At 61.6% G+C, this 22,766-nt stretch carries 23 protein-coding genes and 1 pseudogene; 18 read left to right on the top strand and 6 right to left on the bottom strand.

What is annotated here, in order from left to right; genetic code table 11:
- Window positions 1-36 precede the first annotated feature (36 nt).
- On the top strand, window positions 37-1,812 hold the full coding sequence (locus tag CYJ07_RS12365; protein WP_104204015.1) for an ABC transporter transmembrane domain-containing protein: 1,776 nt from the start codon (window positions 37-39) through the stop codon (window positions 1,810-1,812).
- Between the two features lie 149 nt (window positions 1,813-1,961).
- Here CYJ07_RS12365 and CYJ07_RS12360 read toward each other — a convergent pair whose 3' ends face one another.
- Window positions 1,962-2,933: a YbgA family protein gene (locus CYJ07_RS12360; RefSeq protein WP_269320544.1), complete on the bottom strand. Its 972-nt coding sequence runs from the start codon at window positions 2,931-2,933 to the stop codon at window positions 1,962-1,964.
- Between the two features lie 134 nt (window positions 2,934-3,067).
- Window positions 3,068-4,087 (bottom strand): potassium channel family protein, encoded by a 1,020-nt coding sequence (locus tag CYJ07_RS12355; RefSeq protein WP_104204013.1) that lies wholly within the window; start codon window positions 4,085-4,087, stop codon window positions 3,068-3,070.
- Window positions 4,088-4,390: 303 nt separating this feature from the next.
- Here CYJ07_RS12355 and CYJ07_RS20900 point away from each other — a divergent pair, with 303 nt between their 5' ends.
- Window positions 4,391-4,750 (top strand): con-10 family general stress protein, encoded by a 360-nt coding sequence (locus CYJ07_RS20900; RefSeq protein WP_104204012.1) that lies wholly within the window; start codon window positions 4,391-4,393, stop codon window positions 4,748-4,750.
- Window positions 4,751-4,947: 197 nt separating this feature from the next.
- Here CYJ07_RS20900 and CYJ07_RS12345 read toward each other — a convergent pair whose 3' ends face one another.
- The gene (locus CYJ07_RS12345) at window positions 4,948-5,943 is read right to left on the bottom strand and encodes a patatin-like phospholipase family protein (protein WP_104204011.1); all 996 of its coding nucleotides are present in this window, start codon (window positions 5,941-5,943) and stop codon (window positions 4,948-4,950) included.
- Between the two features lie 650 nt (window positions 5,944-6,593).
- Window positions 6,594-6,875 (bottom strand): DUF503 domain-containing protein, encoded by a 282-nt coding sequence (locus CYJ07_RS12340; protein ID WP_104204010.1) that lies wholly within the window; start codon window positions 6,873-6,875, stop codon window positions 6,594-6,596.
- On the opposite strand from CYJ07_RS12340, the gene CYJ07_RS20315 reads away from it, so the two are divergent.
- Together CYJ07_RS20315 and nhaD are read left to right on the top strand one after the other, a co-directional pair.
- Window positions 6,870-7,043 carry a hypothetical protein gene (locus CYJ07_RS20315; RefSeq protein WP_156085499.1) on the top strand — a complete coding sequence of 58 codons (174 nt, stop codon included), beginning with the start codon at window positions 6,870-6,872 and terminating at the stop codon, window positions 7,041-7,043. The two genes, CYJ07_RS12340 and CYJ07_RS20315, sit on opposite strands and share 6 nt — an antisense overlap.
- A 74-nt stretch (window positions 7,044-7,117) precedes the next feature.
- Window positions 7,118-8,596 (top strand): sodium:proton antiporter NhaD, encoded by a 1,479-nt coding sequence (nhaD, locus tag CYJ07_RS12335; RefSeq protein WP_104204009.1) that lies wholly within the window; start codon window positions 7,118-7,120, stop codon window positions 8,594-8,596.
- A gap of 165 nt (window positions 8,597-8,761) precedes the next feature.
- On the opposite strand, the gene CYJ07_RS12330 is transcribed toward nhaD, so the two are convergent.
- The gene (locus CYJ07_RS12330) at window positions 8,762-9,523 is read right to left on the bottom strand and encodes a metallophosphoesterase (protein WP_104204008.1); all 762 of its coding nucleotides are present in this window, start codon (window positions 9,521-9,523) and stop codon (window positions 8,762-8,764) included.
- Window positions 9,524-9,568: 45 nt separating this feature from the next.
- Window positions 9,569-10,039: an SRPBCC family protein gene (locus tag CYJ07_RS12325; protein ID WP_104204007.1), complete on the bottom strand. Its 471-nt coding sequence runs from the start codon at window positions 10,037-10,039 to the stop codon at window positions 9,569-9,571.
- Between the two features lie 181 nt (window positions 10,040-10,220).
- On the opposite strand from CYJ07_RS12325, the gene CYJ07_RS12320 reads away from it, so the two are divergent.
- From CYJ07_RS12320 to CYJ07_RS12250, 14 genes and pseudogenes are all read left to right on the top strand, one after another.
- Window positions 10,221-10,796 (top strand): hemerythrin domain-containing protein, encoded by a 576-nt coding sequence (locus tag CYJ07_RS12320; RefSeq protein ID WP_104204006.1) that lies wholly within the window; start codon window positions 10,221-10,223, stop codon window positions 10,794-10,796.
- Window positions 10,797-11,035: 239 nt separating this feature from the next.
- Window positions 11,036-11,854 carry a DUF1206 domain-containing protein gene (locus CYJ07_RS12315; RefSeq protein WP_104204005.1) on the top strand — a complete coding sequence of 273 codons (819 nt, stop codon included), beginning with the start codon at window positions 11,036-11,038 and terminating at the stop codon, window positions 11,852-11,854.
- Window positions 11,855-11,979: 125 nt separating this feature from the next.
- The gene (locus tag CYJ07_RS12310) at window positions 11,980-12,861 is read left to right on the top strand and encodes an NAD(P)-dependent oxidoreductase (protein ID WP_104204004.1); all 882 of its coding nucleotides are present in this window, start codon (window positions 11,980-11,982) and stop codon (window positions 12,859-12,861) included.
- A 187-nt stretch (window positions 12,862-13,048) separates the two neighbouring features.
- The gene (locus CYJ07_RS12300) at window positions 13,049-13,903 is read left to right on the top strand and encodes an AAA family ATPase (RefSeq protein WP_104204003.1); all 855 of its coding nucleotides are present in this window, start codon (window positions 13,049-13,051) and stop codon (window positions 13,901-13,903) included.
- Between the two features lie 3 nt (window positions 13,904-13,906).
- Window positions 13,907-15,088, top strand: coding sequence for a vWA domain-containing protein (locus CYJ07_RS12295; RefSeq protein ID WP_104204002.1), 1,182 nt, complete (start codon window positions 13,907-13,909; stop codon window positions 15,086-15,088).
- Window positions 15,089-15,310: 222 nt separating this feature from the next.
- Complete coding sequence (locus CYJ07_RS12290) at window positions 15,311-15,952, top strand: hypothetical protein (protein WP_104204001.1); 642 nt, start codon at window positions 15,311-15,313, stop codon at window positions 15,950-15,952.
- A complete protein-coding gene (locus tag CYJ07_RS12285) occupies window positions 15,949-16,707 on the top strand; it encodes a DUF3307 domain-containing protein (protein ID WP_104204000.1) in 759 nt (252 codons plus the stop codon). Before CYJ07_RS12290 ends, CYJ07_RS12285 begins: the two co-directional genes overlap by 4 nt.
- A gap of 2 nt (window positions 16,708-16,709) precedes the next feature.
- Complete coding sequence (locus CYJ07_RS12280; protein WP_104203999.1) at window positions 16,710-17,624, top strand: N-acetylmuramoyl-L-alanine amidase; 915 nt, start codon at window positions 16,710-16,712, stop codon at window positions 17,622-17,624.
- 200 nt (window positions 17,625-17,824) lie between these two features.
- A complete protein-coding gene (locus CYJ07_RS12275) occupies window positions 17,825-18,742 on the top strand; it encodes a dihydrodipicolinate synthase family protein (protein ID WP_104203998.1) in 918 nt (305 codons plus the stop codon).
- Entirely contained in the window at window positions 18,724-19,752 is a 1,029-nt protein-coding gene (locus CYJ07_RS12270; RefSeq protein WP_231489626.1) for a Bug family tripartite tricarboxylate transporter substrate binding protein, read from the top strand. Before CYJ07_RS12275 ends, CYJ07_RS12270 begins: the two co-directional genes overlap by 19 nt.
- Before the next feature lie 50 nt (window positions 19,753-19,802).
- Complete coding sequence (locus CYJ07_RS12265; RefSeq protein ID WP_104203996.1) at window positions 19,803-20,279, top strand: tripartite tricarboxylate transporter TctB family protein; 477 nt, start codon at window positions 19,803-19,805, stop codon at window positions 20,277-20,279.
- A 2-nt stretch (window positions 20,280-20,281) separates the two neighbouring features.
- On the top strand, window positions 20,282-21,823 hold the full coding sequence (locus CYJ07_RS12260; protein WP_104203995.1) for a tripartite tricarboxylate transporter permease: 1,542 nt from the start codon (window positions 20,282-20,284) through the stop codon (window positions 21,821-21,823).
- Window positions 21,820-22,548 carry a FadR/GntR family transcriptional regulator gene (locus CYJ07_RS12255; protein ID WP_104203994.1) on the top strand — a complete coding sequence of 243 codons (729 nt, stop codon included), beginning with the start codon at window positions 21,820-21,822 and terminating at the stop codon, window positions 22,546-22,548. The genes CYJ07_RS12260 and CYJ07_RS12255 overlap by 4 nt, the downstream gene beginning before the upstream one ends.
- A 35-nt stretch (window positions 22,549-22,583) precedes the next feature.
- A pseudogene (locus CYJ07_RS12250) lies at window positions 22,584-22,766 on the top strand (aldehyde dehydrogenase (NADP(+))); the annotation flags it as partial.

Here is a 22,766-nt window from a genome sequence, read left to right as displayed (position 1 = left end):
TCGTGTCGTCACGTCTACTCTCCTCGGAACGCTTTCATGTCGCCACGCCCCGATCCGCGTGTCCTGCTGCGGCTGCTCAAGCTGCTTGCACCCTATCGCGCCCGCCTGGCAATCGCCGCCGTGGCCCTGCTCATGGCGTCCGCCAGCGTGCTGGCACTGGGCCAGGGGCTACGCCTGGTCATCGACCAGGGCTTCCTGGCCGAGAATCCCACCCGGCTCAACCAGACGCTCTTCCTGATGCTGCTTGTCGTCAGCGTGCTGGCCGCCGCCTCGGCGCTGCGCTACTACCTGGTGAGCTGGATCGGCGAGCGGCTGGCGGCCGACCTGCGGCGGCAAGTCTTCGACCACCTGCTCGAGCTGGAACCGGCGTTCTTCGAGAGCGCCATACACCGCGATCGCGGCGCCGCCGAGATCGCCTCACGCTTGACCGCCGATACCAGCGTGCTGCAGACCCTGTTCGGCTCCTCGATATCCTTGGCGCTGCGCAATCTGGTGCTGTTGCTCGGCGCCGTAGCGCTGATGCTGGTGACCCAGCCCTGGCTCTCGGCATTGGTGCTGACCGGCATTCCCGCCACGGTATTGCCGATCCTGTGGTTTGGCCGTCGCGTGCGCCGCCTCTCGCGACACAGCCAGGATCGAGTCGCCGAACTCGGCCGCTACGCCAGCGAAGCCCTGGATGGCATTCGCACCGTGCAGGCCTTCACCCATGAGCCGATCGATCGGCGCGACTACGGCGAGCGCGTCGAGCAGGCGTTTGCCACCGCCGTGACCCGTACCCATCAGCGCGCCTGGCTCACCGGTGCGGCCATGCTGGCGATATTCGCCGCGGTGGGGCTGATGCTATGGCAAGGAGGCCAGGCGGTATTGGAAGGCGAGATGAGCGCCGGCGAGCTTTCGGCCTTCGTGTTCTACGCCGTGCTTGCCGCCGGTGCCGTGGCGACCCTGGCCGAGGTGGCAGGCGACGTGCAGCGGGCCGCGGGCGCCGCCGAGCGGCTGCTGGAGTTGATCGATGCCGAGCCCGGCATACGCCCGCCGGAGCGGCCGATGCCCCTTCCCTCGCCGCTATACGGTGAAATCCGCCTGGAGGGTGTGAGCTTTGCCTACCCCGGCCGAAACGCCCCCGCCCTCGAGGCGCTCGACCTGTGGATCCGCCCCGGCGAGCGTATCGCCCTGGTGGGGCCGTCCGGAGCCGGCAAGAGTACGCTGCTGGGCCTTTTGCTGCGCTTCCACGACCCCGACCATGGGCGAGTCACCCTCGACGGCATCGACCTGCGCGATCTCGACCCACGCCAGCTGCGCGCCGCGATGGGATTAGTAGCGCAGGAGCCGGTTCTGTTCACCGGCACGGTGGCCGACAACCTTCGGTACGGTGCACCGGACGCCTCGCTTGACGCACTGCGCACCGCCGCCGATGACGCCAATGCCCTCGGATTCATCGAAGCGCTGCCCCACGGCTTCGACACCTCGCTGGGCCCAGGTGCCGTGCAGCTCTCGGGCGGCCAACGGCAACGCTTGGCGATCGCCCGGGCGTTGCTCAAGGATCCACGGGTATTGCTGCTCGACGAAGCCACCAGCGCGCTCGACGCCGAGAGCGAACGCCTGGTTCAGCAGGCACTCGACCGCCTGATGGCGGGGCGCACCAGTCTGGTCATCGCACACCGCCTGGCCACGGTGACTGCCGCCGACCGCCTGCTGGTGTTCGACGAGGGCCAACTGGTGGCCGCGGGGCGACACGAGGACCTGCTCAAGGCCAGCCCACTCTACCGCCACCTGGCGAACCTGCAATTCGGCCGGCACCGGGTGGAGGCATGAGCGAACGCAGCCCTGCAAAACTCTGATGCAGGCGTAGCGAGCGACGACCAGACCAGGTGAGACTAGGCGCAAAAGCGCAGTTCACCAAAATGAGCATGGTAAGGTGGTTGCAACAACGCCTGGCCCAGCGCCGTCGCTTGCTGTGTTTTTCATATGGTGTTACGCAGAGCCAGCTCGTACGGATGCGGATCCAGATACGTCTGCTGGCGGATATAGTCCGAACCATGGCGCTTCACGTAGTGATTGATCAGCCGCAGCGGCACCACCAGATTCACGTGGCCCAGGCGGTACTCCTCCACCGCCTGCAGCAGGTCCTGCTTGACCTCGCTGTCCAACGCCTGTTTCAGGTAGCCCAGCACGTGCATCAGTGCGTTGGTATGGGTCTTGCGCGTGGCCGGGCGAGACAGCGCCTGCATGAAGCGGCGCAGATAGTGCGCCTTGGCCGCCTCCAGCGGCTGGGCATGCGCCCCGCTGCCCAGGAAGTGGCCCAGTTCGCGGTAGGCTTCCACGTGGTGGGCCATCAGCAGGTACTTTTGGCGGCTGTGAAACTGGATCAGGGCATGGTAGTCGGGCTCATTCTCGACGCTGCGCTTCCAGTCGTCGAAGGCGAACACGCGGGTGATGAAATTCTCACGCAGCACGGCGTCGCTCATGCGCCCCTCCTCCTCCAGCGGCAGTTCGGGGAAGAGTTCGCGCATTACCCGCACGAAGATGCCGGAGTCGGCATGGCTGGGCATGCCGTGCTCGTGGTAGACCTTGACCCGTTCGAGTCCGCAGCTCGGCGAACCCTTCATCAGGATGAAACCGCGCAGGTGACGATGCCGCGCGACGAAAGCCTGGCCGACTTCCTCGAGCCGCTCGCTGACGTCGAGCTCCGGGTTGACCGTGCCGACCACCCGCGGCGGTTCGCCGGGGGCGCCGACAAGACGAATCGGCTCACGTGGCACGCCCAGCCCCGCCTCGAGTTCGGGGCAGAAGGGTTCGAAGGCGAAACACTCCTGTAGCACCTCCAGGCAGTAGCGGGAGCGCTTGTGCCCACCGTTGTAGCGTACCTGCTCGCCCATCAGGCAGGCACTTATGCCCACGGGGATCGCGTCGCCGGCGGGTGTCGTTTGAGCCAAACCCAGGCCTCCGCATACGGTTCAATAGCCTCTATTATTGCCCGACAGTCGCTCCCCGTCCGCCTACCGACATCAGGCCGACCCTTCATGGCGTTGCAACCCACTCGTCGGGATCGGAGTCGTGCGCGAGAATGTCATTGCCCTCTCATGCCGGTACCGCCCTGCCAAACCGTCTCCCAGCACCAGCCATCCTTCTCGACATAGGCATGCCATACGTGCTGATTATCCAACCCTTCGAGATAACGCCGTATCTCCGTCGGGTCACGGGAAAACGTCCGATGCCTAGGCAGCCAGGCCGGCTCGATCATGGGCAAGTGCTCCGAGCGATGAACGAAATTCTGGTCCAGCACGACCAGGAAGCTTTCGAGCGCGTAAAGGGTCGTTTTCAGCTTGAATCGCACCGAAGATTCCAATGACGGCGAGGCGTGACAAATGATCGTCAATGCCTGGTAGAGCTTGCACAGGGCTACGGGGAGCGCCCGGTCGGGCCGAACCTCGTGATAATAGTGCAATACCGGATAGGCAAGATGCTGTTGCCCCAAGCTGACGATGGTGGGTTTCAGATCGTCGACTTGGCTGGCCAACTCCGCGAAGTCGCCGTCCTCCCCTTGTTGACGCACGATCGCCTCGGGGGTATCGCCAAGCGTATGGATCAAGATAGCCAACTGCCGCTTCTGCACCACGGCGGATACGAGGGAGAGAAAATAAGTCACCGCCAGCGTCAGCAGAAAAAAACCGTTTGCCGCCACGACCACCGAGAGCACCTGCCACTTGCTGCCGCCGGGCACGAAATCGCCGTACCCCAGCGTAGTGAGGGTGTAGCCGATGAAGTAGAGCCGTTCCGTGGGGTTGGCGAAAGTGCCCGAATCGGGATGGAACACCGCTTGCGGATAGCTATTGAAGACCAGCCACCAGCCAAGCCAGGCCAGGCCCACCCACACCAGTATCAGCGTTACCGTACTCCACGGACCGACGCTCGCCAGCAATCCGTGCAGCCGATAGCGGCGATGCAGCCGCAGGGCGGGATACCAGGCCAGCTGACAGAGCACGTGGGTAATGGGTCCCGATTTCGATCCCGTCAGCGTGGTCTGGACGGCGTCGTAAATCACCAGCCCCACCAGCAGGAAGCCGCTCAAGGCGATAAAGAGAGACATGGCTTGTTCCCTAGCCGTTTCGATGAGTTCCTGCTCCTACCCTAGCCGGATGTGGCAGCCGATCCAATGGCCCAGAAGGGTTTCGGTATTTCGCCCGTGCCGCTTGTTCGTAATTGATGCCCGCATTGAGCAATCCTGCATTAGAAAATCCAACTATTCGTTTCATTAAGAAACCTTAATTTCCTTGATGCCACGTTGGTCTCTACCTACGTTTAATCGTGATGGCAGAAGCCAGCAGTGCCGGAAAGCCGGTATAAGGAAATACGAAATCGCTGAAATAGCTAACGGGAAGGAGTTCTGACAATGGCACAGCGCAATCAGAATCCAGGTAATTTCGCCAACGATCCGAAGAAGGCCTCCGAAGCCGGCCAGAAGGGTGGACACGAGAGCAGCGGCAACTTTGCCAATGACCCACAGCGTGCCTCCCAGGCCGGTCAAAAAGGCGGTCACGAGAGCGGTGGCAACTTCGCCAACGATCCGCAGCGTGCCTCCGAAGCCGGCAAGAAAGGCGGCCACGAGAGCGGCGGCAATTTCGCCAACGACCCGCAGCGCGCCTCCGAAGCCGGCCAGAAAGGTGGCCACGAGAGCGGCGGCAACTTCGCCAATGACCCGCAGAAGGCCTCCGAAGCCGGCCGCAAGGGCGGCAAGAACCAAGGCCGCTAATCGGCTCTGGTCGCAAACGGCACGGCGACTCTCGGATCGCAGCTGACACCGCGCCAGGAAGGCATAGCAATAAAGGACAAGGATGTCCGTCAAGGATGACATAAGCGCCACGGAAGAAGCGACGCTGCACAAGAAGCCGTCTAAGGTCCGTTTCGACAGATAAGCGACAAGGCTGCCATCTCATGGCAGCCTTTTTCTTATTTCTTATTTCCCGTCGTCTCGGACTCGCTCTGCTTCTCGTTCAGTGCGCGCTCGGCATCCTGCTCACCCTGTTCGAGCAGATAAGCGAGGCGATCCGCCCCCCAGTCCATTAGCCACAGCGATGCCTCCTCGCCAGGATGAGGCGCCCGGCGTATGCGGGTCAGCCGTAGCGAAGGGTAACGCTCGGTCGCCTCCTCGGCCTCGTCATCGCTACGTGCGCCCAGGAACAGCCGCCGGAAATGATCGAGGCTCTGGCCGAAACCGCTCGGCATGCCCGCACTGCGTTTGAACAGCTCAACGGTGATGACATGCAGCCGCTGATCCGGCTCCTCCCCCAGCAAACGCCGTAAAGCGGGCAGTAGCAGCCCCTGATGCCAGACATCACCGTCCCAGTAAGCCCTCCCTGCGTGCCTTCCCGGCTGGAACAACAACGGAATGGCGCTGCTGGCTCCAAGCATGGTGGGCACGATAGGCTGATCGGCGCTATCGAACCAGGCCGGGGTCGCCGCCTCGATATCAATGGCGCGAATCATCAGGCGCGGTGACGCTGCTTCTTTTGGACTGTACTCCTCGGCATAGCGACGCGTGGTCTCGACCAGGCTACGGTTGTCGTATCCCGCCATGGCGGGATACCACGTCAGCCCGGCGAGAAACCCGCCGGGCACGCCATGAAAGACAGGCGGATTGCCCCACGTCAGCCCCGTCAGGGTAGCATTCAAGCGCCAGCTGAGCGTCTCGGGAAACGGGAGGAAGGGCACCGAAGGCTGTGCGACTTCACGCCAGAATCGCTCCAGCGTGCCCAGCCCGCTATCCGGCTGGTGATGATGTGCGGCTATGAGAAAACCGTTCACCGCTCCGATCGAGGCCCCGACGATGACCGTGCGACGCAAGACCTCAGCGCCATAGTGCCGAACCAGCGTCCGATAGACACCGCACTGGTAAGCACCCAATGCCCCGCCGCCGTTGAGCACGAGCAAGATTCTCTCCTGCATTTCACCTCCTTGTGAAAGCTTGTCGTTTGTCGCGCTGCCGTCACGATCAGCGCCGCCTTCCAAAGGTAGTCCATGGGTTCGGATGTTGGCCCCTATCCCACGAAGGTCGAGTTGCGGCGACGCGCGGGATTGCTCACCCTGTCGCAACAACAAAGGCCCTGCAGGGGCCAGGTGGAGCACGCCAGCTCATTCGGTAAATCGCCCGCTATCCTGTTCGAATAGCACCCCAAGCGAATGCCGCACCAACAATCACAGAACGCTTGTCAGCCAAGGCCTGCAAGAAAAACAGCAACAGGCTTTATCTTTCCTTGCGAGAAGCTTAACGGCCCCGCCAGGTAAGCCAATAAAAAAGGTCCCCCGAAGGGGACCAGGTGGAGCACGCCAGCTCACTCGGGTTATCGCCGGCCAGTCGAGCGGCCATGGCGACTTGATCGGGAGACGGTGGTCGGCTTCCTGCCGTCACCGTTTGTCCTGTCTATTGCGATTACCGCGCCAATTTTCTTTTTTACCTTTTATATCAAATGGCTAGCATATTTCCTCGCCATCCGACACCAATAGCCCCTTACCCTCGCCCCGCCGTCCTTGCACCAGTGCAGCGCAATCGAGCCTCCCATGCCTTCTCTTGATGCACTGCAGTAACGAATGGAGCATCACAGAAACTCTCGTGTCGCCTCCATCACCCGCCCGTCCACCGTACGCTGCATCTTGTCCTCGATCTCGCTACACAGGGATTCCACCTTCGGCTGCTGGGTGCCGACCACCACGAAGGTCCATTCGCTCGATTCCAGTCGATCCTGATCACCACTCTCGCAGACCGACACCGCCGGGTTACGTCCATAGCGTTCATGCAGCCCACCTATGCGTTGACGCTTCTCTTTCAACGAAGCGCAGCCTGGCAGCGAAAGGCGCATGGTCAGGATGGCGATATGCATGCTGAAGCCTCCTATCTTCGATTGGATTCCGAAGCCATTTCGCAGACGAGGAAAAGCCTCTACAAGCTACCATATCGTCACGTTTTCGAGGCCACGACACAGGACGGCGGCACGGTCGATGAAGGCTCGCCGCCTTATGCCGAACTGGCATGGGGCAAGGTTAACTGAGCGATACCGCAGCGCAACACGGCATGATATATAGGCGGTGTTTTCTCCCCCGTTCCTCCTCAGGAAATACCACCATGTCAATCGGCTGTCATGCCACTGCCCGGTCGCGGTTCCTCCGCCGGCCAGGCGCCCTGCTGCTCATCCCTCTGCTCGGACTCGCCAGCCCGCTGGCGCAGGCCGCCACCGGACCGCTCGTTCTGACGAACTCGCTGGTCGGTTTCATCGCCGTTGCGCTTTTCGTGCTCGCCTACGCCCTGGTGATGGCCGAAGAAAAGATTCACATGCGCAAGTCCAAGCCGGTGCTGGTCGCCGCCGGCCTCATCTGGTTTCTGATCGGCTGGGTTTACGTACAGGCCGGCATGCCCGACGAGGCGGAGCATGCCTTCCGCGAGACCCTGCTCGAATTCGCCGAGTTGATGCTGTTCCTGCTGGTGGCGATGACCTACATCAACGCCATGGAGGAGCGCCGCGTGTTCGATGCCCTGCGCGCCTGGATGGTGCGCAAGGGCTTCAGCTATCGCCAGTTGTTCTGGCTGACCGGAGGCCTGGCGTTCGTGATCTCGCCGGTGGCCGACAACCTGACCACCGCCATGCTGATGTGCGCCGTGGTGATCAAGGTCGCCGAGGGCGACAAGCGCTTCATCAACCTGGCCTGTATCAACATCGTGGTGGCAGCCAATGCCGGCGGTGCCTTCAGCCCTTTCGGCGACATCACCACACTGATGGTGTGGCAGGCCGGTATGCTGAAGTTCTACGAATTTTTCGCCCTGCTGGTGCCTTCGCTGGTCAACTTCCTGGTGCCGGCGGTGGCCATGAGCCTGTTCATCGGCAACCGTACGCCTGCGGGAATCGAGGAGGAGGTGGATCTCAAGCGCGGCGCACGGCGTATCATCGCCCTGTTCCTGCTCACCGTAGCCACCGCCGTGGCCTGCCACACCCTGCTACATCTGCCACCGGTGCTGGGCATGATGACCGGCCTTGGCTACCTGCAGTTCTTTGGCTACTACCTGCGCCGCACCCTGCCCCGGTCGCTTGAGCGCAAGCGCGAGCACTACACACGCAGCGGTGACGAACGCCGGCTGGCCCAGCTCGGCAGCGTGGTTCCGTTCGACGTGTTCAATCGCGTGGCGCGGGCCGAGTGGGACACCCTGCTGTTCTTCTACGGCGTAGTGATGTGCGTCGGTGGCCTGGGTTTCCTGGGCTACCTGGGCCTGGTATCGGAACTGCTCTACGGCTGGGACGCCACCTGGGCCAACATTGCGCTGGGCCTGGTTTCAGCGGTGGTGGACAACATCCCCGTGATGTTCGCGGTGCTGACCATGCAGCCCGAGATGTCCCACGGCGATTGGCTGCTGATCACGCTCACAGCCGGCGTGGGCGGTAGCCTGCTCTCCATCGGCTCCGCCGCTGGCGTCGCGCTGATGGGCCAGGCACGCGGCTACTACACCTTCGCGGGGCATCTGCGCTGGGCACCGGTGATCGCCCTGGGGTACGTGGCCAGTATTCTCGTCCACCTGTGGATCAACGCCGACAGCTTCCACGTCTTCAGCTGAGATTCGACAGACAGATGCCCGGCGCCAGCGATGGCGCCGGGCATCGCAGTTTGCCATGTCTCTATCGCCTCTCAGGCCACTCCTGATAGGTCGACAGCCCCTCGTAGTCCAGCCAGGGCGAGTCATGCGAGGACCCATCGTATCGATACGCTTCGACTCTCTTTATCAGATTTCGATGACTAAGTCCGGCGCGAACAGCGGTGGTTCGAACTCGCTCGGATAGCCGCCGGGGTTGGCCACCACTCGAGTCCCGGCCACCTCCAGATCCACCGGTTCATGAACGTGACCGTGTATCCAGAGGTCCACGCGTCCCATCCATCCCGGCAGATGCGAGGCAAAGGCCGGCGACAATGCATCGCCTCGATAGCGCGGCGGGATGCAGGCTGCCAGCGGGGCATGATGGCTGATCACTACCCGCGGACCGGCGATTGGCTGGGCCAGTTCAGCCTCGAGCCAGGCCAGAGCCTCGGCATGCAGCCGCCGGCTCTCCCGCGGGCTGAAAGTTCCTCCTTCCGGCTGCTCGATGATGCTGAAATCCGGCATCAGCACGATCGCCTTACGTTCGGTGAGCGCGGCGTCATGGTCGGGCTCTTCAGCGTAGAGAGCGAAGTCGGTCCACAGCGTGGTGCCGTGAAAGCGCACGCCACCGAGCGTCAGCGAACGGTTGTCGAGCAGGTGAATGCCGAGCCGCTCGGCTTCGGTGGCCAGTTCCCGGCGTAGCGCCGGCATGCGGGTGCCATAGAATTCGTGGTTGCCCGGCACGTAGAGGATCGACTGGCCGGCAAAGCGCTCCGCCGCCCAGGCCAGCCCCTTCGTCTCGCGGTGAATGTCTCCGGCGAGGATTACCGCGTCCGCCGTCACCTCAGGCAGTTCGCGGTTCTCGTCGAAATGTTCCAGGTGCAGGTCGGAAAGCACCCTGAGTCGCATATCGCCCCTCCGATTCGCAGGTCTGCTGGTATGCCAGAACCTCCATCAATAAGACGACTGGCGAAAACGCTCCAGGATGAAGGGCCAACCCCAGTCGGACGCCATGCCATCGCGGTATTCAGCCGCGCCCTCTCCATGCCGCCGGAAGTCGCGATGCTCAATGGTCAGCCGAGTGGCCTCCGGCCCTTCAGCGCTGAACCGCACCTCCACCGTGCTGGCGTGTTCCGGATTGGGCTGTGGTACACGATTCGGGCCGATCTGCCAGGCAAGCACCAACCGTTCGGGCGGCTCCCAGACCACTACGCGCCCCCAGTCCACCTGAAACCCGTAAGGGCCTTCTTCGGTACATCGCCCGCCCTCCTTCGGCTCGATGCCGATCGTCTTCAGTGCCGACTGCGACCAGGTGTACTCCTTCGGCCACCAGTCGGCGAACAGTTCGGTGAACAAATGAAACGCCTGGCGCCGCGACAGGGGCACAACGGTCTCGTGGAATGTTGCGTCAGTGTACTCATCCATCTTGGCAGCTCCTGTCGACACTTACGGCAAGCTCCGTTCTGTATAGATCACCGCACTGCGTCACGTCACGTCACGTCACGTCACGTCGAAAGCATCGCCACGCTTGGCTATCAGGACGGCGCGGTACTATGGTGAAGATTCCTACATTCGCTTAGGCGAAGTGACTCAAAGGAGGAGTCTCATGAGCGAACATCCCAGGAGCGGATCGGTTGCGGATGTGGTCGACATTCTCACCATCGACCATCGCGAGATGGAGGAATTGCTCGGCCGGATCCAGCATACGCCGGAACCCGACCAGCGCCGCGAGCTGACCGATACGCTGATAGCGGAAGTGATGCGCCATGCCGTCGCCGAGGAGATGCACGTCTACCCTGTGATGGAGAAGTACGTGCCGAACGGCACCGAGGAGGTGCAGCACGACAAGCAGGAGCATGACGAGATCGTGCAGGTAATGAAGCGGCTGGAGGATGCCGACACCTCCGATCCGGTCTTCATGGACCACGTACGCAAACTGGATGGCCTGCTGCGTCACCACGCCAGCGACGAAGAGGGCGACCAGTTCCCGAAGCTTCGCTCGCACATCCCCGGCGAGCAGCTCGTCGACATGGGCAGGAAAGTGGAGACCGCCAAGCAGGTGGCCCCGACCCGCCCTCACCCCAGCGCGCCTCACTCCGAACTCTTCCACAAGACTATCGGCCCCGGTGTGGGCATGATCGACCGCCTGCGCGACAAGCTCAGCGGACGCACGACGGGCTGATAGCGTGACACGTACCTGCCAGGCCCCCGCTTTCGACGGGGCCTTGGCATTTCGCCCTTCGCTTTCTCCCGGCCTGCCCATCTGCCGAGGTGGCTTAGCGTGCATGCCATTGGTGCTAAAAGTCCGAGCTTCTACCAATTTGAACATGCCGCCCGCACCGCGCCGGGAGAAGCCGCCGAACTGCTAGAGTGAATGTTGGGCAATCGTCTATCGATGCCATGCTCAGCCAGGAGGAGTTCATGACGGACAGCACCACCACCCCCGATGGCGGGGACGCCCTCACCCTGCTCGCTCGCTGGGGTTACGCGGCCCGCGGAGTCGTGTATCTCCTGATCGGCGGCCTTGCCGCTCTGGCGGCGTTTGGTCAAGGCGGCCAAACCACCGACAGCCGCGGCGCACTGGAAAGTTTGATGACCGCCCCATGGGGCAACCTGCTCCTTGGTATAATCTGCGTGGGCCTCTTGGGGTACGCCATTTGGCGCTGCACCCAGGCCATCAAGGACACCGACCGCCACGGCACCGATGCCAAGGGGATGGCTATCCGGGCGGGCCTGCTGGTGAGTGCGATCACACATACTCTGCTTGCGATATTTGCCGCCAGCCTGATCTTCACGATAGGTGGCAGCTCAGGCGGTTCAGGTGGAGGGTCGGAAGGCCTGGCCAGTTGGTTGATGCAGCAGCCCTATGGTAGATGGCTGGTCGGCGCCGTGGGCCTGGCCATCATAGGCGCCGGGATTGCCCATGGCATCAAGGGCTGTAAGACCCAATTCGATCGCCACTTCGACATGCCGCCGCGGACCCAGCACTGGGCCTACCCCATCTGCCGCTTCGGCCTCGTGATTCGCGGCCTGGTTTTCCTGATTATCGGTTCATTCTTCATCATCGCCGCTTATCAGTTTGACCCCGACCAGGCGGGTGGGCTTTCCGAAGTGTTCAATACGCTGCGCAGCCAATCGTTCGGCCAATGGCTCCTGGCGCTGGTTGCGATCGGCTTGTTCGCTTTCGGTCTCTACAGCCTTCTGGAGGCCATCTACCGTCGCGTGAATCCGTCCGCCTAACGATGTTCGTTAGGCTCGCTCTCTCTTTGTTGTGGTGGCTGGCGGAGTACTGGTATTGATGGAAAACCCTTCCATCGCGCATTCTAGGAGACTCCCGCTTCGCACCGCTCAATGGAGAGAACGACATGACACAGCCCCGCCTTGGCTTCATCGGCATTGGACTGATGGGCGATCCCATGGCGCGTCGCCTGCTGGCTGCCGGCTTTGCCGTGACCGTATGGAACCGCACCGTGGAGAAGACCAACGCGCTGCGCGATGCCGGCGCCACGGTTGCCGACTCCATCGGCGAGCTGGTGGAAGGCGTGGACGTGGTGATGCTGTGCCTGGCCAACACCGCCGTGGTGGAGAGCGTGGTATTCGGCGAGGGCGGCGTGTCGGCCCACGGACGCAAGGCGCAGCGGCTGATCGATTTATCCAGCAGCGATCCGGCAGCAACGCGGGGCTTTGCCGAACGACTGGAAAAAGAGAGTGGCATGCGCTGGGTGGATGCGCCGGTGTCCGGCGGCGTGGCGGGGGCCGAAGCGGGCAGCCTCGCCATCATGTGCGGCGGCACGGAAGCGGACATCGAGGCCGTGCGCCCCATGCTCACCCCGCTCTCGGCGCGGGTCACGCACATGGGTCCGGTGGGCGCGGGCCAGGTGACCAAGGTGTGCAACCAGATGATCGTCGGCTGCCAGGCGGCGGTAATCGCCGAGATGGTGGCCTTGGCCGAGGCCAGCGGCGTGGACGCCAGCCGCCTGACCGAGGCGCTGGCCGGCGGCTTTGCCGATTCGCGACCGTTCCAGATCCTCACCCCGCGCATGGCGGCGAGCGAGTACTCCAGCCCGGCCTGGCATCTTCGCACCCTGCTTAAGGATCTCGACATGGCCATGGCGCAGAGTCAGCGCATCGGCAGTGCCACGCCCATGAGCGGACTGGCCGCTCAGCTGATGCGGGCCCACGTGAGCCATGGTCACGCCGAGCACGACCCGGCCACGCTGGTGGAGGCCTACCGTCGCAAGGAATGAAGGCAGCCTACCTGCTCTCCGATGCGGCGGGCTTCGTGACGGAGCTGAACTGCGTGTTGGACGGGGGAATGACGCGCAAGATGATCTATGCGGAGTGACCGGCGACTCGCCCAGGTTTGTCCCCAACCCCGCCCTTCCGTACACTTGTTTGACTTCCCCACACGACGCTAATCGCCGAGGCACGACCATGGCTTTCGATTCGACCTCTACCTATGTAGCTACCGATGCCTTGAAGCAGGCGGTAAACGCCGCCGTGACTCTCGAGCGCCCGCTGCTGATCAAGGGCGAGCCGGGCACCGGCAAGACCCTGCTGGCAGAGGAGCTGGCAAGCTCGCTGGGCACCCGGCTGATCACTTGGCATATCAAGTCCACTACCAAGGCGGCCCAGGGCCTGTACGAGTACGACGCGGTGAGTCGACTGCGCGACTCCCAGCTCGGCGTCGAGGGCGTGGAGAACGTCGAGAACTACATCAAACCCGGCAAGCTGTGGGAGGCCTTCACCGCCGACGAGCGGGTGGTGCTGCTGATCGACGAGATCGACAAGGCCGACATCGAATTCCCCAACGATCTGCTCCAGGAGCTGGATCGCATGGAATTCCACGTTTACGAGACCGGCGAGACCATCATCGCCAAGCATCGGCCGATTATCGTCATCACCTCGAACAACGAGAAGGAGCTGCCCGATGCCTTCCTGCGCCGCTGCTTCTTTCACTACATCGAGTTTCCCGATCGCGAGACCATGCAGGCGATCGTCGACGTGCACTTCCCCGACATCGCGCCGAAGCTGGTCAGCGAGGCGCTGGAAGTATTCTTCGACCTGCGCCAGGCCCCGGGTCTGAAGAAGAAGCCCTCCACCTCGGAGCTGGTCGACTGGCTAAGGCTCCTGATGAGCGACGAACTCGCCCGCGAAGCGCTCTACCACCGCGACCCGGTGAAGGCGATCCCGCCGCTGGCAGGCGCCCTGGTCAAGAACGAGCAGGATACCCAGCTGCTTGAACGGCTGGCTTTCATGATGCGTCGCCAGGGCAACCAGAGGCGCTGAGACATGTTCATCGGCCTGTTCGAAACCCTCAAGCGCGCCGGCGTCCCGGTGTCGCTACGCGAACTGCTAGACCTGCACGCGGTGGTGGAGCGCGGCGTGGTGTTCGCCGACATGGAGGCGTTCTATCAGGTGGCGCGCACCGTGATGGTCAAGGACGAGCGCCATTTCGACCGCTTCGATCGTGCCTTCGCCGCCTGGTTCGACGGCCTGGAGAATCTCGATGCCGCCATTGAGGCGCTGATTCCCGATGACTGGCTGCGTCGAGAGTTCGAGAAGCAGCTCAGCGAGGAGGAAAAAGCCAAGATCGAGTCGCTGGGCGGTCTCGAGAAACTGATCGAGACCTTCAAGAAGCGCCTCGAGGAGCAGAAGGCGCGCCATGCCGGCGGTAACAAGTGGATCGGCACCGGTGGCACCAGCCCCTTCGGCGCCTACGGTTACAATCCCGAGGGTATCCGCATCGGGCAGGAGGGCTCGCGCCATCGCCGTGCGATCAAGGTGTGGGACGAGCGCCGCTTCCGCGATTATGACGATACGCTCGAACTCGGTACGCGCAACATCAAGATGGCGCTGCGCCGGTTGCGCAAGTTCGCCCGCCAGGGCGCGGCCGAGGAGTTCGATGTCGACGCCACCATTCGCGATACCGCACGCGATGCCGGTCTGCTCAATGTGCGCATGCGTCCCGAGCGACACAACGCGGTAAAGGTGCTGCTCTTCCTCGACGTGGGCGGCTCCATGGACGATCACATCTGCGTCTGCGAGGAGCTGTTCTCCGCCGCCCGATCGGAGTTCAAGCACCTGGAACACTACTACTTCCACAACTGCCTGTACGAAGGCGTGTGGCGCGACAACTTGAGGCGTGGCAACGAACGCATCCCTACCATGGACCTGCTGCACACCTACGGTTCGGATTACCAGGTCGTGATCGTTGGCGATGCGGCCATGTCGCCGTATGAGATTACACACCCCGGCGGCAGCGTCGAGCATTTCAACGACGAGGCCGGCGCGGTCTGGCTCAAGCGTCTGGTCGACAAGTTCCATCGCCTAGCGTGGCTCAATCCTATGCCGCCACGTGCCTGGGAGTATACCCACTCCACCCAACTGATCCGTCAGTTGATCGACGACCGAATGTATCCGATGACACTGGAGGGGTTGGAGAACGCCATGCGTGAGCTGGCGCGCGGATAGAAGCGCTCGGACCGGTTTCGATAGCCCTGCGACCGCTTGCCCATCCCCGGACGGCTCTCTATACTGTATGTATATACATGCTTTTGTATGAAGCCACGTCCTTCATATGACCAGTCAAGTGTCGATAGCGGGCAGAGTCGCTATAGCCCTTTTTGGCTATTAACTTGAAAAATAACCCTTAAGGGCTATTATCCTTCCATCATCTCCATGCAGAACAAGCCTATGGTGCAGCGCATTGCCGTACTCACGGGCGACCTTGTCGATTCCCGCAAGGCCAGCGACCCGAAACGACTCTTCAAGGCGCTCGATAACGCCATCGAAGCGATCACCGATCGCTACGGCGGCCAAGGCGAGCGGTACCGTGGTGACGGCTTTCAGATAGCCCTGCCCGACCCCGCGACTGCCCTGCCCGCAGCAGTGCTGTTGCGGGCGGCATTGATTCGCCATTCGGAGGAGAGTCAGCGCTGGGACGCCCGCATCGCTGTCGCCATCGGCAAGGATCGTTGGCAACCCGAACAGCGGGTGACCGAAGCCAGCGGCGAGGTATTCGTGCGCTCCGGTCAGGCGCTGGATGCCATGAGCGAAGGCTCCTCCCACCTGTGTCTCGAGCTGGCCGAGGATACCGAGAGCGAGTGCCTGGCCCTGCTGACCCGCTTCGTCGACGATCTGATCGACGGCTGGTCGCACTACGCCGCCGAGACTGTCTACCTGAGCCTGTGGTACGAGGAATCCCAGCAAGCGCTCGCCAAGCGGCTCGGGATCAGCCAGCCCAGCGTGCATAAGCGGTTGCGGGCCGCACGCTGGTCACTACTCGACGACTACCTCCGCTATCTCGGTCAACGATTCAAGGACGACCCACGATGAACGCAGATCTCTCGCTGCTGCTGGGGCTGGTGCTGGTCCATCTGCTCGGCGACTTCGCCTTGCAGCCAAGACGCTGGGTCGAAGCCCGCTATGCGCGCAAGGTGCGTTCTCCCCAGCTCTACCTGCACGCGGCGCTACATGGCGGCTTGGCCTTTACGGTGCTGGGGGCGGCCACCTTTCCCCTGCCATCCGATACTCCCCTGTTCATGATGCTGGGAGGCGCGGTTGCCGTGGGTGTGAGCCATACATTGATCGATCTCGGCAAGTCCTATCTGTCGCCGGCAAGGCTGCGCTGGTTCATGCTCGATCAAGCACTGCACCTGCTGGTGTTGTTGGGTGTCTGGCTGGCCTGGCTGGGCAACTTGCAGCCGTTGGTGACGTTCTGGCAATGGTTGTTCACCCCGCCGGTGCTCGGCATCGTCGTCGCGTATCTGGTCGTCACCCGTCCGCTGTCGATTGTCATCGCCCTGGTCATACAACGCTGGAGTGCCGAAATCGACAACCCGGGCACACTGATAGCTGCCGGGGCACGTATCGGCATGGCCGAACGCGTACTGGTACTAACCCTGGTGCTGCTCGACCAACTGACCGCCATCGGCTTCCTTCTCGCCGCCAAGTCGGTGCTGCGCTTCGGTGAACTACGCGGCGCACAGGATCGCAAGCTGACCGAATACGTGCTCATGGGCACCCTGCTCAGCGTCTCGACCGCCATGGTGATCGGCTTGCTGATACGGCTCGTGGCGGAGGGGAGCTGACCATGCCTCAACGCTGGATCACCTTGATGGGCACGGCACTAGCGGGCGCCTGGCTGGTCGGTTGCGCCTCGCCCACGTTCGAGGCTCGCCAGGGTTACGGCGTCGAGCATCGCTTCACCTCGCCTTCGCACAACAGCCGCGTTCGCCACCTGGTGCTGCACTACACCGACGTAAACGAAACCGAGTCGCTGGCGGTACTCACCGGTCCGCATGTCAGTGCCCACTACGTGCTGCCGCTGCCGCCACGGGAGCAGCGCGGCCAACCACTGGTCTATCAGCTTGTCGACGAATCGCGTCGTGCCTGGCACGCCGGCGCCAGCACCTGGAAGGGCCGCCCCAACATCAATGACACCTCGATCGGCATCGAGATCGTCAATACCGGACCTGACCGACCCTACGCCGAGGTGGAACAGCTACTGGAGACACACACCGAGGCCGCCGTGGAAGTGAACTGGGCGCCTTACCCGGACGAGCAGATCGATGCGCTAATCGCGCTGTCGCGGGACATCATCGAGCGCCACAGCATCCACCCTACCGATGTGGTAGCGCATTCCGATATCGCGCCGATGCGAAAGATCGACCCGGGCCCTCGGTTTCCCTGGCGCAAGCTACATGAAGCGGGTATCGGTGTGTGGCCCGACGAAGAACGGGTAGTAACGCTCGAGGCGCACTTCCGCAGAAGCCCTTTGTCGGTGGCGAAACTGCAGGAGGGACTCGAGAGCTGGGGCTATCCGATCGACATCACCGGCGAGCTCGATCAGCAGACCCGCTCGGTGCTGCGCGCCTTCCAGATGCGCTTTCGCCCCGCCGACTACCGCGGCCACCCGGATGCCGAGACCATGGCGATCCTCTGGGGGCTGCTGGAAACGTATCGCCCCGAACAGCGCCCCTGGCTCCCTGCTGATTCACCTCGCTGACATGTTAGCTAACTTGTAAATATGTAATAAGACCAAAGCATAATACGATTTGCTTATTTTGCTGATTTTATGGATTTTTTTATTTTTTCTCTCTTTAAGCTAATTAAAATTTGTTTGACAACTTTGCAAATCAAACAATAGCCTTCCTGTACGCCTAGTGACGATTCATCGCACCGCACCTACAGGAAGGAGAAACAACGATGATCACCACAGCGTCCCGTTCGCGGGTCGAGCAAGCCCTCGAGGGGGTTTCGGGTGTCCATGTGACCCCATATCTGCCCAACGGTCGCATCAATGACGCCCTGCTACGTCAGGTCGTGAACGATATTGCCCACGCAGGTGTTCATAATATCGTCAGCGGAGGCAATACCGGTGAGTTCTACTCCCTCACGCCCGACGAAATTACGCATGCTTATCGAATTGCCGTGGATGCAGCCGCCGGGCGCAGCCTGGTCACCGCCGGGGTAGGGCGCAGTCTCCATGAAGCAATGAGGCTGAGCCAGGCAGCCGAGGAGGCCGGCGTTGATGCCATCATGATTCACCAGCCGCCGGATCCCTTTGCCTCCCCACGCATGCTTGTCCAGTACGTTCGTGACATCAGTCGCGAGACCGGCCTGCCGATTATCGCCTACGCGCGCAATGCCGGGCTGACGCCGTCCGATTTTGCTCGTCTGGCCGAGATCGAGAGCGTGGTGGCCATCAAGTACGCAGTTCCCGACCCGCTTCGCATGGCTGAATGCATGCGGGCCACGCAAGGCTCCTCTCTGAAATGGATATGCGGCTTGGCAGAAAGCTGGGCACTCCCCTTCTACGCCTATGGTGCCCGCGGCTTCACTTCAGGTCTGGTAAATATCAACGCCGCCCTTTCCATGCGCTTTCACCAGGCGTTGGAGAATAGCGACTGGAAACAAGCCAGGCAGTTGGTTGCCGCCATCGCAGATTTCGAAGACATGCGCACCCTTGAGCAGAACGGTACCAATGTCACTGTCGTCAAGGAGGCCATGCGACTGGTCGGACAGGATGTCGGTTTTGTGCGCCCACCCGGCGTCGACCGACTGAATACGCCCCAGGTGGAGCGCCTGGCGAGCATTCTTGAGGAATGGAAGCAACAACACTGAATCGGCAGTTCATCGCTGCACAACAACAAAAGTGGAGAAATCCCATGCCAACTCATGCCATCAAGAAAGGTCTCATCAGTACCCTGGCCGCACTGACGCTAGTCTCCTCCGTGGCTGCCGAGGACTTCCCCACCCGTGACATCCGCCTCATCGTGCCATGGTCAGCAGGTGGAGGCACCGATGGTATATCGCGCAAGATCAGCAATCTTGCCGAAGAACAACTTCCGGTCTCGATCTATGCCGAGAATATCAGCGGCGCGGTCAGCGCTACCGGCTTGACCCAGATGATGCGGGCGCGTCCCGATGGGCACACCTTGAGCGTACTAACCTATGACAGCGTCATCACCGTGCCGCGCTCTCAGCTGGTCCCGGGCTATTCACTCGACAAGATGAAACCGATCGCCCGCATTACCCAGGAAGCCGATGCTATTGTGGTCTCGAAGCGTTCCGGCTTCACCAGCTTCGAGGAGTTGATCGAAGCGGCCAAGGCCAAGCCGGGCTCGGTGCGAATCGGCGTGATGCCAGAGGGATCAGGCCCCTACCTGGCCGCGCGTCGCCTCGAGGAAATGACCGGAGCCAGCTTCAACATCATTACCTACCCGGGTGCCGCGGCAGCCGAATCAGAAGCCCTGCTATCCGGCGAGATCGATGCGGCCATCGCCAGCTTGGGCGATTTCGCCGGTCTGATCGACTCTGGCGATCTTCTTGGCGTGGTGGAGTTCTCGTCAGAGCAGAACCCCTCCTACCCGGACGTGCCTCCCATTAGCGACCTGGGCATGAATCTCGAATCGGGCAGTTTCATCATACTGGTTGCCCCGGCGAACACGCCCGATGAAGCCATTCAGACCCTTGAAACCGCTTATCACGAAGCCTTCGCTAGCGATGAGTTCCAGGAATGGGTAGCGCAGGTCGGCGTCACCCCGAGCTGGCTCGGCTCCGAGGAGGTGGATGAGTGGATGGAAGCCAGGCAGGCGGAAACCTTTGCGCTTATGGACGAACTTGACCTCTGACCACAGATACGGCCCTTGGCATTCCGAGGGCCCTTTCGAGGTAACTTACCATGTCGACGCATAACAGCTTGAAGCGACGAGGCGCCTCCTTGGCGTTCCCCTTGCTCCTGTGCAGCGTATCCATCGTCTATCTGATTTCTGCCATGCTACTTGATTCACCTATCAGTAATGGCCGCCCGAGCGCCTCATTCTTTCCCCTCGTAGTGGGCAGCGTGTCGCTGGCGCTAGCGGTCACACTACTGGTCCGTGCCCTGTCAGCGACTAGCGATGTTCACCAAACGAATACTCCAGCGCGCGGTCGGTCCCGCCCCATACTGGTCATGGTCGCCACGCTGGCTTATATCCTTGCATTCACGACGCTCGGCTATTTCTTGGCCTCAGCAGTGTATGTGCTCGCCATCATTCTGCTGTTCTCCGACTTCAGCCGACTGCTCGGCAAGATAACGATTGCCGTCTCCCTCACACTGCTCGGCTACCTGCTGTTCGAGCAGATCTTCCGTGTGCGCCTTCCGACACTCTGGGGATGATCATGGACTTCATTGCTCTGGTTCTTGGCAGCTTCACTCAGTTGCTTGACCCCGTTACCCTCCTATATGTGGTGGCTGGCTTCCTCATCGGCACCGTTTTCGCTGCGATTCCGGGTTTGACCGCCACCCTGGCTCTGGCCTTATTACTCCCCCTTACTTATACCTTGGACATCAGCACCGCGCTGATGGCCTGTGCCAGCATCTATATGGCCGGCATGTGCGGCGGCAGCATAACCGCTACCACGATCAACATTCCCGGCGCCCCCTCGTCGATGATGACTGCGCTGGAGGGCTATCCCATGCAGCAGCGCGGCCAAGGTGCCCTGGCCCTGGGTCACGCCTCCTTTGCCTCCATGGTCGGTGGCGGCATCGGCGCTATCCTGCTGATAGTATTGGCCCCGTTCGTGGCCAAGGCTTCGCTGTTGGTGCAAACGGCGGGCAAATTCTCGTTGATCGCCTTTGCTCTGATCGTCATCGTCATCGCCCAGCGAGATCGAATCGTCAAATCCGCCATGGCAGCCTGCCTGGGGCTGATGCTCGCTACCATCGGACTTGATACCATGCTGCCGGTGGCACGTTTCACCTTCGGTATGGAGGGATTGACGGCAGGCATCGACCTGATGCCGGTCATCATCGGCACCTTTGCTATCAGTGAGCTGCTGATACAGGCCAGTTCGATCGCTGAGCATCGCCGCCTGCGCCAAGAGCTTCAACGATCGCAGACCATACGGCGTCGCGACTTCCTTCCGCCCCTCTCGGCGATACGAGAGATTGGTCTGTGGTGCTACCTCAAGTCTTCTCTGATCGGCTACTCGGTAGGCACCCTGCCTGGGGCGGGCGGCTCCATGGGCAGTTTTCTAGCTTATGCAGAAGCCGTGCGTACCTCCAAGTATCCCGAGCGCTTCGGCAAAGGCAATCCTGAGGGCATTGCCGCTTCGGAGAGCGCCAACAATGCCGTCTGCGGCGGTGCGCTGGTGCCCATGCTTACCTTCGGCATCCCGGGGGATCCGATCACGGCTATCGTCCTGGGCGTACTGATCATCAATGGTATCCAGCCGGGACCGCAACTTATGACCGATCAGGCCGGCCTGATAGCTCCCATGTTAGCTTCGCTGCTGTTCAGCGCACTGGTGCTGATACCGCTGACGCTTTTCCTGATCGGCCCCTATTTCATTCGTATCGTCTCGATCCGCAAGGACATGCTTTACGGCGCCATCGCCCTGCTCGCTGTCGTCGGCAGCTACGTCGCCACCTATTCGGCTTACCAGATGGGTCTGACCCTAGCTCTGGGCATACTCGCTTATTTCCTGCGTCACTATGGCTATCCCGTCGTCGCCCTACTGCTCGGCTTCATTCTTGGACCGAATCTGGAAGAATTTCTGCGCCGGGCCCTAGCGCTCTCCAACGGCAACCCGTTGGTATTCATCACTAGCCTGGACAGTCTCTTCTTCATCCTATTGACTGTCTTCTTCGTTTATTTCCTTGCCATCAGAAAGACCATGCAGCCTGCAGCAGTTGGCGAGTCAGGTCGGATAGCCAAATGAATCGCAACAAGAACAAGGTTCTGGAACCCTCTCCCAGAAAGGAAAAGCTTGCCGATCAGCTTTACGGCAAGCTTATGCAGGCCATCATCAACGGTAACTTCGAGAAAGGCGAGAAGCTGCCGTCAGAGCATCGTATCTGCGAGCATTACTCAGTATCGCGACCGGTAGTACGAGAAGCGCTCATGCGGCTGCAGGCGGATGGCATCGTCGTTTCTCGCCAAGGGTCCGGCAGCTATATCCAGCGCATCCCACCAGCGGGCCTGACTCAGTATGCCGACGCATCCGATATTGCGATGCTGCTGAAGAGCTACGAAGTGCGCATGGCCATAGAGTGCGAGGCTTGTGCCCTGGCCGCAGTGAGGCGCAGCGAGGAGCAGCTCGCCCAACTGCGTCAGGCTCTGGAGGGCATGAAGGAAGATTTCACCCAAGGCCGCATCGCCAGCCAGGCGGACTTCAACTTTCATATGGTAATCGCCGAAGCCACTGGCAATGACATGTTTCCTCAAATTCTCGAGTCGATACATATCGATATCGAGAAAGCCATGACCATGGCACTGAGCATTACCAAGAGCGCCAGTCAGGAACGTATCGATCGGGTACTGGGCGAGCATCGCATGATCTATGAATCGATCGAGCAGAACGATGCCGAAGGTGCCCGCCTCGCCATGCGACACCATATCAATCGAGTCCGAAAGCGTGTCACGGACAACTTGAGCGATACCTGACCCGGTTACAGCCTTGGACACAAGGAGCCAATGAAATGCCAATCAATGGCACGATGCTGATCGGCCGGGAGGCCGTCAGCGGCAGTTCCAAGCCCATCCATGCCGTCAACCCCGCCACCGGCGAGACCCTCGAGCCCACCTACGTCGGCGGTACCCGCGCCGAGGTCGAGCGCGCCTGTGAGCTCGCCGAGACGGCCTTTGCCACCTACCGCGAGACC

The organism is Billgrantia saliphila (assembly GCF_002930105.1).
GTDB lineage: Bacteria > Pseudomonadota > Gammaproteobacteria > Pseudomonadales > Halomonadaceae > Halomonas > Halomonas saliphila.
This window is presented reverse-complemented; position numbering and strand designations above follow the sequence as displayed.